The 13,826-nt window shown below is 37.3% G+C and carries 10 protein-coding genes and 2 pseudogenes; all 12 read left to right on the forward strand.

Annotation, left to right across the window (positions count from 1 at the left end; genetic code table 11):
• Positions 1 to 125 precede the first annotated feature (125 nt).
• Positions 126 to 554 (forward strand): AAA family ATPase, encoded by a 429-nt coding sequence (locus BPMYX0001_RS27285; RefSeq protein ID WP_033799474.1) that lies wholly within the window; start codon positions 126 to 128, stop codon positions 552 to 554.
• Between the two features lie 97 nt (positions 555 to 651).
• Positions 652 to 3,375: a VirD4-like conjugal transfer protein, CD1115 family gene (locus BPMYX0001_RS27290; RefSeq protein ID WP_244268564.1), complete on the forward strand. Its 2,724-nt coding sequence runs from the start codon at positions 652 to 654 to the stop codon at positions 3,373 to 3,375.
• A complete protein-coding gene (locus BPMYX0001_RS27295; protein WP_006097413.1) occupies positions 3,375 to 3,575 on the forward strand; it encodes a hypothetical protein in 201 nt (66 codons plus the stop codon). Before BPMYX0001_RS27290 ends, BPMYX0001_RS27295 begins: the two co-directional genes overlap by 1 nt.
• 18 nt (positions 3,576 to 3,593) lie before the next feature.
• Complete coding sequence (locus BPMYX0001_RS27300; protein ID WP_033799476.1) at positions 3,594 to 5,714, forward strand: pLS20_p028 family conjugation system transmembrane protein; 2,121 nt, start codon at positions 3,594 to 3,596, stop codon at positions 5,712 to 5,714.
• 63 nt (positions 5,715 to 5,777) lie between these two features.
• A complete protein-coding gene (locus BPMYX0001_RS27305; RefSeq protein WP_033798162.1) occupies positions 5,778 to 6,068 on the forward strand; it encodes a DUF5592 family protein in 291 nt (96 codons plus the stop codon).
• A gap of 13 nt (positions 6,069 to 6,081) precedes the next feature.
• Positions 6,082 to 6,942: a hypothetical protein gene (locus BPMYX0001_RS27310; protein ID WP_003204197.1), complete on the forward strand. Its 861-nt coding sequence runs from the start codon at positions 6,082 to 6,084 to the stop codon at positions 6,940 to 6,942.
• Between the two features lie 9 nt (positions 6,943 to 6,951).
• Positions 6,952 to 8,892 (forward strand): VirB4 family type IV secretion system protein, encoded by a 1,941-nt coding sequence (locus BPMYX0001_RS27315; RefSeq protein WP_006097415.1) that lies wholly within the window; start codon positions 6,952 to 6,954, stop codon positions 8,890 to 8,892.
• Positions 8,893 to 8,895: 3 nt separating this feature from the next.
• Positions 8,896 to 9,378, forward strand: a pseudogene (locus tag BPMYX0001_RS27320) (lysozyme family protein); the annotation flags it as partial.
• A 788-nt stretch (positions 9,379 to 10,166) separates the two neighbouring features.
• Positions 10,167 to 11,948, forward strand: a complete 1,782-nt coding sequence (gene ltrA / locus BPMYX0001_RS27325) for a group II intron reverse transcriptase/maturase (protein WP_006097417.1) — start codon at positions 10,167 to 10,169, stop codon at positions 11,946 to 11,948.
• A 108-nt stretch (positions 11,949 to 12,056) separates the two neighbouring features.
• Positions 12,057 to 12,695: pseudogene (locus tag BPMYX0001_RS27330) on the forward strand (C40 family peptidase); the annotation flags it as partial.
• A 34-nt stretch (positions 12,696 to 12,729) separates the two neighbouring features.
• Positions 12,730 to 13,032: a hypothetical protein gene (locus BPMYX0001_RS27335; protein ID WP_006097419.1), complete on the forward strand. Its 303-nt coding sequence runs from the start codon at positions 12,730 to 12,732 to the stop codon at positions 13,030 to 13,032.
• An 11-nt stretch (positions 13,033 to 13,043) separates the two neighbouring features.
• Entirely contained in the window at positions 13,044 to 13,643 is a 600-nt protein-coding gene (locus BPMYX0001_RS27340) for a hypothetical protein (protein WP_006097420.1), read from the forward strand.
• Positions 13,644 to 13,826 lie beyond the last annotated feature (183 nt).

Genomic DNA, 13,826 nt, shown 5'->3' on the forward strand with positions numbered 1-13,826 from the left:
AAAGCCACCAGTGGAGCCGCCAACGAAACCAGATAAGCCAAAACCACCGGTAGAACCGCCAACGGATCCGAAGAAGCCAAACACAGTTGCATGAGTTAAGGAATGAAATAAAAGGGGGATATAACATGTTCCAAACAAATGATATAGTGAACATAAATGAAAATTTAAAGATTGTTGGTCGTATTGGTACAGGTAAAACAACAATTTTAAAAGAACTTGCTACCAAGTTGGATAACGTAATGGTTTTAGACTTTATTGGTGAGTATGAAGATCTTAAAGAATCGTTTGAAGGAGATAAGTTAAATGTTATAAACCTGTGCAATCGAACCTGTCCGAAAGTGGAATTGAGCAAAGAAATAATCGATTTAGCTAAACAACATGACTTTGTAATAATTGATGAAACATTTTACTTATTTGCTGAAGAAGTAAAGGAGTTTTTATCATTTATACAACAAATGAAAGAAGCTAATACAAAAGTAATAGCAAGTTTTCAAACATTACCACCAATAGAAATTGATATCGAATTTCCTCAATTCATCATGCTTAATCAATGAATACTTTTTAAGTACAAATTAGGATTTTGCTTGAAAAAGATTGTAAGCTGGTTGAATGCTCAACCAGCTCTTTTATTTTCTAAAATAGGAGGGGAACATGAACAGTATAAGTCCAAAACCGTCATTCAAATACAAACTAGCTGAATGGAAAGTACTCATCTCAATGAGTGCTTTTTTATTTGGTGGAATCTTCCTTATCGTAAATTTTCTAGGAAACATCATTGTAGAGTTAGTCAAGACAACATTTTCCGATCTATTACATCCAAAGCCTTTTCATATCGGAATAGAGGATCTGTATACCTTTCAACATCCGTTGTTACTCTATCTCGTATTATTTCTAATTGCGAGCCTTTGTACCATACAATTCGCCTACAAGGTTCGTTCGAGTTTTAAGGATTTAAATCAGAATCAAAAAGATTCTTCTCGTTTTGCAACACTTGATGAAGTGAAACGACAATATCGAGCGATTCCTGAAAAGACCGAACGATATGAGGGAAAAGGTGGTGTGGTCATTTCTAGGTATGATGAAATTTCGGTGAAATCTATTTTACGACAAGCAAAAAAAGTGATGGAAGCAAAAGGGATGGAAAAGTGGCAAGAAATTAAAAACTTAAAAGATAGTGCCAAGGCAGGAAGGCTACTTATAGATGATGGGGCTGTTAGTAATTTAATCATCGGGACAACGAGGTCTGGTAAAGGGGAAACCTATGTATTTCCAACAATTGATGCTTATTCCCGTGCCAAAATACAGCCATCTTTAATCGTCAATGACCCGAAGGGTGAATTGCTAGCGGCATCGAAAAAAACGCTGGAAAAACGGGGGTTTCATATTGAAGTTTTAAATTTAATTAACCCGTTAGAGTCGATGAGCTACAACTTGCTTCAACTTATCAAAGATGCCTATAAACAAGGTGATACAGCAACAGCTCAGACACTTTGTAATACATTATCCTTTTCACTTTATTACAATCCAAATGTAAAGGATCCTTTCTGGAATAACAGTGCGATGAGCTTATGTAATGCATTAATCTTAGCGGTTATAGATAAATGTATTACAGAAAAAACAGAAGATAAAATTTGCATGTACACGGTTGCTAATATGTTATCGGAGCTTGGTTCGAAAGAAATTGTGATTGATGCAAAAGGAAATACCAAAAATGCATTAGATATATACTTTGAAATGCTTCCAGCCGATAGTGTAGCAAAAATGCAATATGCAACTTCAAATTTTGCGAAAGGTGAAACTACACGAGGTGGCATTTTTAGTACGGCAATGAGTAAATTATCTATTTTTACATTTGAAGGAATTGCAAAAATGACGTCTCGTAACAGTATCGACTTAAAACGAATAGGTTTTGGGAAAAGTTTGCAAGGAAAAGGAACACCAAGGGTTCGTGTACAAATTATCTTCCCAGATGGATCGAAAGAAAGTATCAAAACAGATACAGCAGGGCGTTTTGAACTGGATTTCCAGCAAAATGTAAAAAAAGGTCAGCGTATTCATGTGATGGAGAGTAAAACGAAGAAGAAAATGATTGTAGAGATCCAAACAATCAACAAGGATACAGGTGAAACAACATTCAAAGTTGTCGAGAAACAAGATGGATTACAAATTGATAACATTGTCATTTTTGAAAAACCAATTGCGGTCTTTATGATCGTTCCAGACTATGATTCTAGTAATCATGTCATTGCCTCAATCTTTATTAGACAGTTATATTTTGTGCTCTCCAAGTATGCTGGTTTAGCTCGTGGTGGGAAGTGTCATAGAGAAGTAGTGTATTTACTGGATGAATTTGGTAATATGCCTGCGATTGATGATATGGGGAATATTGTAACGGTATGTTTAGGACGAAACATCCGATTTAACCTCATTGTGCAAGCTCTTCCGCAGTTGAAAATGAAATATGGAGATGCAAGTACCACGATTCAAGACAATTGCGGGAATCAAATTTATATTCAATCGGGTAATAAAGAAACCGCAAAAGAAATATCCGAAAAATTAGGGAATCAAACAATCAATTCATTATCTCGAAGTGGGAAAGGACTATCAATTGATAAGAGTAAGACAGAAGGGATTGATACGAAACCATTATTAACGCCAACAGAGTTAATGAGGTTCCAAGAAGGAGAAAGTGCAGTAATACGCTTTATGAAGCGTCGGGATAATAAGTTTGAAAAGATAGAGCCGTTTCCTATTCTGAACCGAGGAAAAACGGTCATGAAATACCGTTGGGAGTACCTGGGAGATGACTTTGATACGGATCAATCCATTTTAGATATCGACATTCGTTCTTTACATGAATATGTGAATCCAAGGGATCTCATAATTGATTTCTTCCCAAAACAAGAAGAGGCGCCAACTGGGCAATCAGAAGAGCCACAACAAATTGCACCAGGATCTGAACCAGAGCCTGTGCCGACGCCTTCAGAAGAAGAGTATGAGGAACCACAATTTGCGGATATTGATGAAGAGATTGAGATTCCAGAAGAAGCATATTCATCAGAACCAGTTGTGATAGTAGAATCATCTAGTGTTTTTGAACCACTTACCTTAGAAAATTGGGAACAAAAAACAGCAGAAGAATTCTTTGAAACACATCGTTCCATTTGGAGTGTGATTGAAAAGAAATGTATGAAGCAATGGAATAGACCATTAGCGGATATTCAGGCAAGTACAATGGAAAGCTTTATTGACGATTTGAAAATATTAGTGACGACAGGACAAATTGATAAGAATACGTATCGTTTGATTAATGGGAAATACGGTGAAATTATGGATAGTTTACTAGAAAAAGAAGGCGTAAAGGAGGAAGCATGATGCAAGTAACCAATTCCTTACAACAAATTTTACAAGTTTACGGAAATCAAGTAATGGCGGGGAGAGAAGTGATGATTGGACTTAGAAATGGCGTTGTGGTGTTACAGCCAGGTGGAACCGGTGAGGCACCGATTGTGATACGAGTAGACGAAGTGGATGAGTATCTTGATATAACGATACAAGAAGTATTTGAATCCTAAGAGAAAGTGGGTGAAACTATGAATGATGAGAAAGTCTTAGAAATACTAAAAACATTTGGTGAGTACTTAGAAATTGGTGGATTTACGAACTATATTCTCCGTTCGATTGGTTGGATGATTATTTTAGGGTTATCGTATCTGGTGGATGCATTAGAAGGAATTACAGATAAAATTTTGTTAGTCAAAACGTTATTTGCATCAGAAGAAGTACAATCTTATGTGCGAGATTTTCAGCCTCTCTTTTATGTGTTATTTGCGTTTTCGCTCATTTATATTGGATATACTTTAATATTCAATCGCAAAACAAATCGTGAACAGATTGCGGTGAATATTTTTATCAGTATGGGTGTAATTGTGCTACTAAGTACGGCAATGATGCAAGCAGATAAATTTACAGATAAGGCAATTAAGGCAGTGGATCTCAAGGGCAGTGGAACTACAAGCGAAAAGATTATAAAGGATGGTCTTACAGATGTTGCGCAGTTTGACATAGGGGAATGGAAGACAACCAAGTTAAAGGAACCAAATCAAATTCCACAAGAAAATATTAGAAGAATCGACATTTTAGAAAAAATTGACAAAGAATTTAAAATTAGTAAGGATAAAGAATTAACTGATGATGGACAAAAAATCTTAGAAAAGAAAATGAGTGTTGCACCAGATGGAAAAGAAGTACTGATAGATTTAAAAAATGGTTGGTTTGATTTTTGGCCAGATAAATATTACCGCTGGGACTGGGAGTTTTGGAAAATCGCTTCTTCTTTATTTGTAATTGGGATGACACTATTGTTTACAGCAATCAAACTTGGAAAATTGTGCTTTGAACTAGCTTTCAGCTACATTCTAGCAAACTTAGTTGCACCGGCAGATGTGGCAAATGGACAAAAAACTAAGCATATTCTGATGAATATTTTAAATGCGTTTCTTATCATGATTATGATTTTCCTTTCATTAAAGCTCTATCTCATCGGTATGAACTATATTCATGAAAATGTAAATGGGATTGCTTATGTAGTGGCATTAATTTGTTTAAGCCTTGCGGTTGTAGATGGTCCCGTTATTTGTGAACGTCTTTTTGGCATTGATGCAGGGCTTAAAAATGGCTGGGGAGTCGTTGCAGGTGGATACGCACTTGGAAAGGGAATCAGTAAAGCAACCGGCAATATAGCGTCCAAAGCTGGTAACATGTTAAAAAGTACAGGTAAGGGCGCATTACAAGCAGGTGCTGGTGCCGCAGGAATCGCAAATGGATATAAAAATGCAGGGAAAACAAATGGTGGTGAACAAAAGGAGCAAAAGCAAGGAAAAGAACAACAAGGTAAAGAGAATAAAAAAGAAGGGAAAGAACAACAAGGTAAAGAGAATGGAAAAGAAGGGAAAGAAAAGCAAGGCGATGCCAATGGCGGGGCAAATGGAACCGGTCATTCATCTATACAAGATGAAATGAAATCGTCTGGTTTTGATAAAGAGGCTAAAAATGAAGGGCAGGGTTCTTCAGCGAATGTATCCGGCGGAACGCAATCTGGAGGTAGTGGAACACCAACAAGTGCATCAGGGGGAAGTAAACCAGGAGGTAGTGGAACACCAACAAGTGCATCAGGGGGAAGTAAACCAGGAGGTAGTGGAGCACCATCAAGTACAACTGGTGGATCTCAATCAAGTGGTGGAGGAGCACCATCAAGTACAACAGGCGGATCTCAATCAAGTGGTAGCGGAACACCATCAAGTACATCAGGTGGATCTCAATCAAGTGGTGGAGGAGCACCATCAAGTACAACTGGTGGATCTCAATCAAGTGGTGGAGGAGCACCATCAAGTACAACAGGTGGGTCTCAATCAAGTGGTAGCGGAACATCTTCAAGTGATGAAAGTTCTTCTGGTTCATCTCGTCCGGTAGATACGGCACCAACTTCTACAGAGGATATTCCAGCACCACAAAGGGAAAACCGTACCATTGGTCAATATGCAAAGGATCGTCTCTCTAACGCATTTCATAATTCTCCAACAGTACAAAAGACAAAACGTTCTTATCAGCTTGGACAAAATACAGGAGAGGGCTTACGAAACAAACGCCAAAATAAGAATGAAGGGCAAAATACAAATCAAAATCCACCCAAAAATCGTAGAAAAGATGCATAGGTAAAAACACAGTAAGCATACATGGAATGCTTATTTTTTTCGCTTGAAAAGGAGGAAATACAAATGGCAAACTATCGTATTCCAAAAGAAATACGAACGGAATTGAAAATCAACAAAGTGTTATACCTTTTTGATCTCTTGTTCATTATAGGGCTTGTGGTTTTCACCATGACAACTAAGCCTTTGGTTCATCCGATGTTTCAAATTCCCTATTATATATTTATGTTGATTGTAGGTGTCCTTTTAATTGTTCGTCCCAATACAAACCCACAAAAACGGATGTTTGAGGTGCTGTTTATTATGTTAGCTAGAAAACGTTCTACGTATTGTGCAATCGACCAGGAACAAGACTAAAGGAGGAAATGGAATGGCCTTATTCAATGAAAAAGAAATGAATAGAGGAGTAGAAAAGAAGAGTGAAGCCAAGACGTCCCCGGAGTTGCCAAAACAAGAAAAAAAGCCAGGGGGAGTCGTAAAAATAAAAGGATTTCAGGAAAAGAAAGAAGCACAATCAACGGTTGCTCCTTTGAAAGAAGAAGAAATGCCGGTAAAGAAAAAGAAGAAAAACTTAATGCAACATCTTGGAAAAAAGAAAAAAGATGTTGTGAAAAAAACAGCGAAGATTGACGAGGATTCGGGAAGCAAAGGGAAGACGAAAAAAGAGAAGAAAGCAAAAAAAGCCAAAAAGAAAGAGAAACCACCTCATATCAAAAAAAGTATTGCTGAGGTAATTCCGATTATTGATATGACGGAATCGGGTGTTTTTGAATTTCGAGAAGAACAAGGTTTTGTGGATATCTTACAGATTCAGGGGACAGATATTTATTCCATGAACGAGGAAGAAGCAGAATATGCGATTTATCACCTTGCACACTATTATCAATCATACCAAGAGTCTATCAAAATTGTATCGATGAACTTTCCAGTTTCTACGGAACCGCAACAACGTTTTCTACTGAAGAAAATTGAAACGTGCCAGAATCCGTTATATGAACGTTTCCTTGTACAAAAGTTGAAAGAACTACAGTATTTAGAGTGGGGACGTACCAATCGTGAGTACTTTTTATTCGTGTATGGTGAGAATGAATTTGTAGTAAAAGAACGGGTGGAATCGTCAAAACGGTACTTGCAACGATGCATCCCATTGTTAGAGATGGAAGAGGAAAAGAAGATAGAAATTTTATATAAATTGCATAATCAAAATTCAAAAATTGGTACAAAAAAATAAGAAGAGGTGATGAATGTGTCTGTACTTAATTTTTTAAAGAGAAAGCAAAAGAAAGAAGAGAAAAAAGAAAAGAAACTAATCAATAAGGAATTCGTTGCCCAGATTCAACCGCAAGGGGGCATTCAATTTAAAGAAGTATATGTTCAAGGTGGAGATGGATTACAAACTTGCATTCATGTATACGGGTATCAGACAACGGTAAATGACTTTTGGCAAGAGCCTATTATGAATATGCCGAATGTTATTACAACAATGGATATTATCAGTGACAGCCGAAAAGTCGTAATTGAATCGATTAATAAATCAATGGCAGAACAAAGCGTTCGACATGCGAACGCTAAAGATAATATTGAGCGAATTGAAGCGGAACAACAGTTTAGTGAGTTAGAAACGTTATATCAACAAGTATCAAAAGGAGAGGTGCTGAAGCGGGTACATTTACGTATTTATATTTCAGCACGAACGATGACAGAGTTAGAAAAACAAGCAAAAGAGGTCATGGAAACACTTGAGTCTTACAACTTTAGAGGTGCTATCTTTTTAAATGAACAAGAATATGAATGGGCATCCCTTACATCAAGCTTCGAGATGCAAAAGAAATATATTAATAAACGAAATGGGAAAGAAATACCAGCTCTTTCTTTAGCGGGAGGGTTTCCATTTCATTTTACATTTCTAAATGATCCATATGGGATTTACTATGGCACTACCAAAACAAAGGGGAGTGTCATTTTTGATTTGTTCCATAAAGATAAACAACGAAAGAGTTATAACGGCGTTGTAATTGGAAAGATGGGTGCGGGTAAATCTACTTTACTGAAAAAAATCATGAGTGATAATGCGATGAAAGGATATAAGATTAGGGGCTTTGATTTTACAGGTGAATTTGAGGGGATTGTCCAGGAGTATAACGGGAAACAAATTGCATTAGATGGATCACAAGGGCAAATCAATCCACTTCAAGTGTATAAAACGGCAGAAACAGAAGAAAGTTCTTTTACGCAACACTTATCTAAAATGAGTATTTTCTATCGTTTTATTGCACCTGAGGCAAAAGATGATGAAATTAAAGAGTATGAAAATTTACTTCGTAAACTGTATGTGAAAAAGGAATTATGGAGTGATGAACTAGGTGTGCAGAATAATATTACCAGCTTGTCAGCGAAAGAGTATCCTATTTTCTCTGATTATTTGCATCTTGTGCGTTTAGAACTATATGAAAATCTAGAAACTGGAAAACACCGTTCTAATGTCAGCAGTACTCGTAAAAAACGATTAGAGTTAATTGAATTAAATTTAGCAAATTTAGTAGATAACTTTGGGCACTTATTTAATGGTGTTTCAACGATAGACGATTTCTCAAAAGAGCAAATCGTCTTTTTTTCATTGCGTCATCTCATGAGCTTAAAACCAGAAATTTATCAGGCGCAAATCTTCAATGTTATGAATTTAATGTGGGATGAAATGCTGGAAAACGGAAAGCCACAGTGGAAAGCATTTGATAGAAAGGAAATTCAATTTGATGATGTCATTCGTTATCTCATCATTATGGATGAAGCACATCATCTGATCAATACAAGTGAACGAAGCCAACATGCAGTGCAGTTTACAACTAAGTTTAGCCGGGAAGCACGGAAGTATTTTGCAGGGATTGTATTTGCAAGTCACTCTATCCGTGACTTTGTACCAGAAGATTCAAATTTAACAGCGGTAGAAGAGATTAAGAAGCTCTTTGAATTAACACAGTACAAATTCATTATGCAACAAGACAGCAACAATCTAGATATGTTACGGAGGGTGTTTGCGGGTCAAATCAGTACAAGTGAACTGAATGAAATACCGTTTTTACCAACAGGAGATGTTCTCTTATGCATCAGTGCTGTGAAGAACATTTTATTTAAAGTCGATGTAACAGAAGAAGAGTTAGCGTTGTTTGGAGGAGGGGCATAATTCATGCATCTTGTACTGAAGATTATTCCAAAGAAGTGGCTGATTGTGATCGCTCTTAGTCTACTCTTTCTCCTTGGAACTATTCTTATAGGAGCTACAATGGCACTGATCGGCGGAATGGAGGGGAATAAAAAACAAGGCAATATTACATACCCACAAGGTGGTATGGGGGTAGCGAATGTTTCGGCTGAAGTATTGAAATGGGAACCTACAATTCGGAAGTATGCACAGGAATTTGGCGTAGAAGGGTTTGTTCCCTTAATGTTAGCTCAAATGATGCAAGAGAGTGGCGGACGTGGGCTGGATCCCATGCAATCTTCTGAAGGAGCTTATAACACAAAGTATTGTAAAGCACCAAATTGTATTACGGATCCTGATTACTCCATCTGGGCTGGTGTTCAGGAATTTAAGCATGCGATTGAGCGAGCGGGAGTAACGGGACCAGGTGATATGGATCATATTAAAACAGCACTTCAGGCGTACAATTGTGTGACACGTTCTTAACTGAAAAGGTTAAGCACTGATATGAAATCAGGAGAACTACTATTTCGAGAAGTCAAATGAAAGGGTAACGCCTGGAAGGGCTTCCTCTGATACTCCGACATGCATGATGCAGTGGATAAGAACTGTAAGTGTGTGAAGCTCGGTAAAGTCGGCCGAGAGCTACCGTAAAGTATGGAAGTACTACGAAAGTTGTCCAGAGGTGGATGATGTAGCCTATAGGCCGGGAGTCTACAAAGCACTCATGGGTAGAATGGATTCACAAAAACCATCGGTAGGCAGAATCTGACGAATCTCCGAATGTACGGGTCTAGAACGCTTGACACATAGAAATGTGTGTGCCACGGGCGTGGCGTTGGTGTGGGTAAGTAAGAATAGTTGTTATGAAAACCCATATGTCGTTACAGGCGGCATCCAGTCAACAGGCTTAAAGGAGAGCCCTAAAAGTGTCATGAACAGATAGAAGTAGTGGAACGTGGAAAGCCACCAACATGGAGAACTTATCTTTGGTGAAGTGTTTAAGGGGAAAATGTTCATGAGATTAGCGCACATATAACCTTTATTTATGGTGGTGAGAGTGATGGCACAGTACCTATGAAATGATGGAAACATCATGAAGGGATGGCCATTAGTCTGAAGAAGATTGACCAACCATTTTATGAAGCAAATCAGTCGAATTATAAGGTTCTTGTGAGACTAAAAAAGGTTAACTCTGAAAGGAGCACCGACTTATAAAGAAAACTGCGAAGCTTAGACACGCTGAATACTATGATATGCAGTCCATTATGGACGGTTTATATCAGCAAAGTCGAAATGGAGACAACTTTTATAAGCTAATAGAGCTTATGACGATGGATGAAAATATCAAATTGGCATATCGAAACATTAAAAGAAATATGGGGAGTGTAACAGCTGGAGTCGATGGGATGACCATCAACGACATAAAATTGCTTTTAACAGATGAAGTGATAGAACAGGTTAAATCAATGTTCTCTTGGTACAAACCACAAGCGGTTAAGCGAGTTTTTATACCGAAACCTAATGGTAAAAAGAGACCTCTTGGAATACCAACAATATGGGATAGACTGTTTCAACAGTGTATCTTACAAATCCTTGAACCTATATGTGAAGCAAAGTTTCATGCTCATAGTTATGGGTTCCGTTCAAACCGAAGTACACATCATGCATTAGCAAGAGTGAAATCTTTGGTGAACAGTCAAGGAAGAGGTTTTCACTACTGCGTGGACATAGATATCAAAGGATTCTTTGACAATGTAAATCACGGAAAGCTCATGAAACAGCTATGGAACATGGGTATAAGAGATAAAAAATTACTTTCTATCATTTCAAGTTTGTTAAAAGCAGAGATCATTAATGAAGGTTTCCCGAATAAGGGGACTCCGCAAGGAGGCATTTTAAGTCCTCTTCTTTCTAACGTAGTTTTAAACGAGTTAGATTGGTGGATTAGTGACCAATGGGAGACCATAGAGACTAAACATCCATATGTGGCGAGAAAAGATAAGTATAGAGCATTAAAGAAAAGTAATTTGAAGGAATGCTTTCTCATTAGATATGCAGATGATTTCAAAATATTATGTCGTAACTACCCAACGGCTCTTAAGATGTTTGAAGCGACAAAAGATTTTCTCAAAACGCGGCTACAGCTTGAAATTAGCACTGAGAAATCCCAAATTGTTAACTTACAGAAGAAATCTAGTGACTTCTTGGGATTCACTATTAAGGCACGGAAAAAGAGAAATCGGCATGTTGCTCATAGCAGGATGTGTCAAAAAGCCAGAGAAAATGCCTACGGAAAATTGAAGGAAGTCATCAAGAAAATAAGTAAAAAGCAGACGCCAGAGGCAGTATGGCATTACAACACAGTTGTGATGGGCATACAAAATTATTATGCGGCTGCAACCCATATTAATAAAGATTTAGACCAAATGAGTTGCCATCTCATAAGAACACTCTATAACCGACTGAGGCGAGATTGGAAAAGAGCCACTAAGCACGATATGTCATCTACTTTGAGAAAAAGGTATCGCAACTATAATCCGAAACTCTATAAAATTCAAGATATTGTACTAATCCCGATTCACGCACAAAAGCATAAATCAGCAAGGAATTTTACCCAATCTATTTCAAATTATACCGAAGAAGGTAGGGCGGAAATTCACGATACCTTGAAAGCTATAGATAAAGAAACACTTAGACATGTGCAACGATTTTATATGAATCATCGAACCGTAGAATATAACGACAATCGTATTTCAAAATTTGTAGCACAGTATGGAAGATGTGCAATTACTAAAAAGGAATTGGGTCTAATTGGTTGGCACTGCCACCATAAAATTCCGTTGGAATTTGGCGGGAAAGACGACTATGAAAACCTGATAATTGTGCTAGAAGATATACATGTCGCAATTCATCATGATGATTCAGAGAAGGCAAAATCCATCTTAGCCAACTATGAAATAGAAGAAGAAAAGAAGAAAAGGTTCGATAAGCTAAGAATACTTGCGAATCGAGCACCTATCTTCTCTTTAATATAAAAGTTAGGTCAATTGAATCAGATGGAACGCCGTATGAGGGGAAACTCTCACGTACGGTGTGAAGTGGGGGAAAAGGTGAAGATAACTTCAAATCCTTACCTATCACTATTCGGGACAGGATTTTTTGACTTTATTTCTGCTCATGGAGGTAAATATACAAAAGAATTAGCGATTCAATTCTCCGCAGAAACATATCAGAAAGTAAAACATACGGGTATATATCGTTGTGTAAGACCAGAGATGATACCCTATGGGGCATGTTATGGCGACGCGCTTTATGTTGATGCCGTGTTGAAATATTATATACCTGGCGTACCAGTAAATGGTGGTGGAGGAAGCGCGGGGGGCGGTTCTTCTGGTTCACAAGTTGCCGATGTAGGGCGTCAATGGATTGGACGTTCTACGTATGTATTTGGTGGTGGACGCAACACAAATGACATTGCAAGAGGGATTTTTGATTGTAGTAGTTTTGTACGTTGGGCATTTGAACAGGTTGGGATGAATGTGAGTCCAATGGGAGCTGTAAGTACAGAAACTTTAAATAAGATTGGTACACAAATTTCACCAATGGAAATGAAAGCTGGTGATGTTATTTTCTTTGATACGTATAAACATGACGGTCATGTTGGCATTGTCATTGATCAAAATACTTTCATTGGTTGTCAAACGAATAAAGGTGTCTCAATCGAAAATTTATCGACTCCATACTGGACTAAAGTATTTAAAGGACATGTGAGACGTTACTGAAAATATTAAGAAATTAATAAGGGGAGAGATTTTTATGATAAATAAAATAGAGTTATGTGACAAAGCATTATTTCAAAAAGTGATAACACCACCAATAGAAGAATTTCAAAATTATAAAATTAAACCAGCAAATTATATGATTCAAGACGTTGGTGAGAACTTTCTTTTGCATAGAGAGTTGAGTGAAGATGAGTCTTCACAATCAAAAGAAATACTGTCTCGTTATGAAGGGAGGAGGTACGTATTTTTGTATAATTATCCTTCGGAAGAAGAAGCTTTGCAGGCGATTTATTCTTTTTGGGGTGCAATAAAACAGCTCAACTCATTTGAAGAATAGGAGGGAGAAAGATGACAGGAGGAAAAAATAAAGATAACAGAAAAATCTGGTTTGTAACGCTTGCAATTGTCATTGCAGGCGTTACTTTTTTGAATATCTTTTTGTATTCTCGTAACGATGAAACGGGTGATGTAAAGCAATTAAAAGTTCGTAACCAGGTGTTACAAACTGAAAATGAAGAACTCAAAAAGAAGGTGAAAGAAACTCTTCCTTCGGAACAAGAACAAGAACGACAATCGTATCTTTCGGCAGTAGAGAAGTTTATTCAGTTATCCTTTCATCGAGAAAAACAGGGGTATGAAGGGCGTAGAGAACAAGCAAAAAAATTAATGAAGGATGAAGTGTTTCAGCTCTTTTATCCAACGGATACATTTGAAATGGAGGACACATACGTATCTAAGCCATCTGATATGAAGTTATACTTACAAGCTTATAGGGTTGGTGCTACTCAGGTAGAAGTGATTTCAGAATTTCAAAATACAGTGACGATTGGTGCAAATGGGACAACGGATAAAACAAAGAATGTTATGAAAGTAACGGTGCAAAAAAATCAAGAGAGTTGGCAAGTAACCAATGTAGAAGAACTAGCAGTTCAGATCATTGCATCTTAAAAAGTGAGGTGTGGAGTAAATGGAAGTTGTAAATAATGGTGTGAATTTAAGACGTAAAAAATCATGGATATATGGATTGATTGCTGGGTTTATGTTTGTTGGTTTTTTCGGTTTTTTTACTTCGAAATTATATTTACCCTATGAAGAACCAGTCTATCATACAGAGCTGAAAAAGCCGGTTAC

Source organism: Bacillus pseudomycoides DSM 12442 (assembly GCF_000161455.1).
Lineage (GTDB): Bacteria > Bacillota > Bacilli > Bacillales > Bacillaceae_G > Bacillus_A > Bacillus_A pseudomycoides.

What these genes read in the sequence shown, in the direction of transcription:
- BPMYX0001_RS27310 (WP_003204197.1), top strand. Translation starts at nt 6,082, where the DNA reads ATGGCCTTATTCAATGAAAAAGAAATGAATAGAGGAGTAGAAAAGAAG.
- BPMYX0001_RS27290 (WP_244268564.1), top strand. Translation starts at nt 652, where the DNA reads ATGAACAGTATAAGTCCAAAACCGTCATTCAAATACAAACTAGCTGAA.
- BPMYX0001_RS27340 (WP_006097420.1), top strand. Translation starts at nt 13,044, where the DNA reads ATGACAGGAGGAAAAAATAAAGATAACAGAAAAATCTGGTTTGTAACG.
- BPMYX0001_RS27295 (WP_006097413.1), top strand. Translation starts at nt 3,375, where the DNA reads ATGCAAGTAACCAATTCCTTACAACAAATTTTACAAGTTTACGGAAAT.
- BPMYX0001_RS27315 (WP_006097415.1), top strand. Translation starts at nt 6,952, where the DNA reads ATGAATGTGTCTGTACTTAATTTTTTAAAGAGAAAGCAAAAGAAAGAA.
- BPMYX0001_RS27305 (WP_033798162.1), top strand. Translation starts at nt 5,778, where the DNA reads ATGGCAAACTATCGTATTCCAAAAGAAATACGAACGGAATTGAAAATC.
- BPMYX0001_RS27300 (WP_033799476.1), top strand. Translation starts at nt 3,594, where the DNA reads ATGAATGATGAGAAAGTCTTAGAAATACTAAAAACATTTGGTGAGTAC.
- BPMYX0001_RS27335 (WP_006097419.1), top strand. Translation starts at nt 12,730, where the DNA reads ATGATAAATAAAATAGAGTTATGTGACAAAGCATTATTTCAAAAAGTG.
- ltrA (WP_006097417.1), top strand. Translation starts at nt 10,167, where the DNA reads ATGCAGTCCATTATGGACGGTTTATATCAGCAAAGTCGAAATGGAGAC.
- BPMYX0001_RS27285 (WP_033799474.1), top strand. Translation starts at nt 126, where the DNA reads ATGTTCCAAACAAATGATATAGTGAACATAAATGAAAATTTAAAGATT.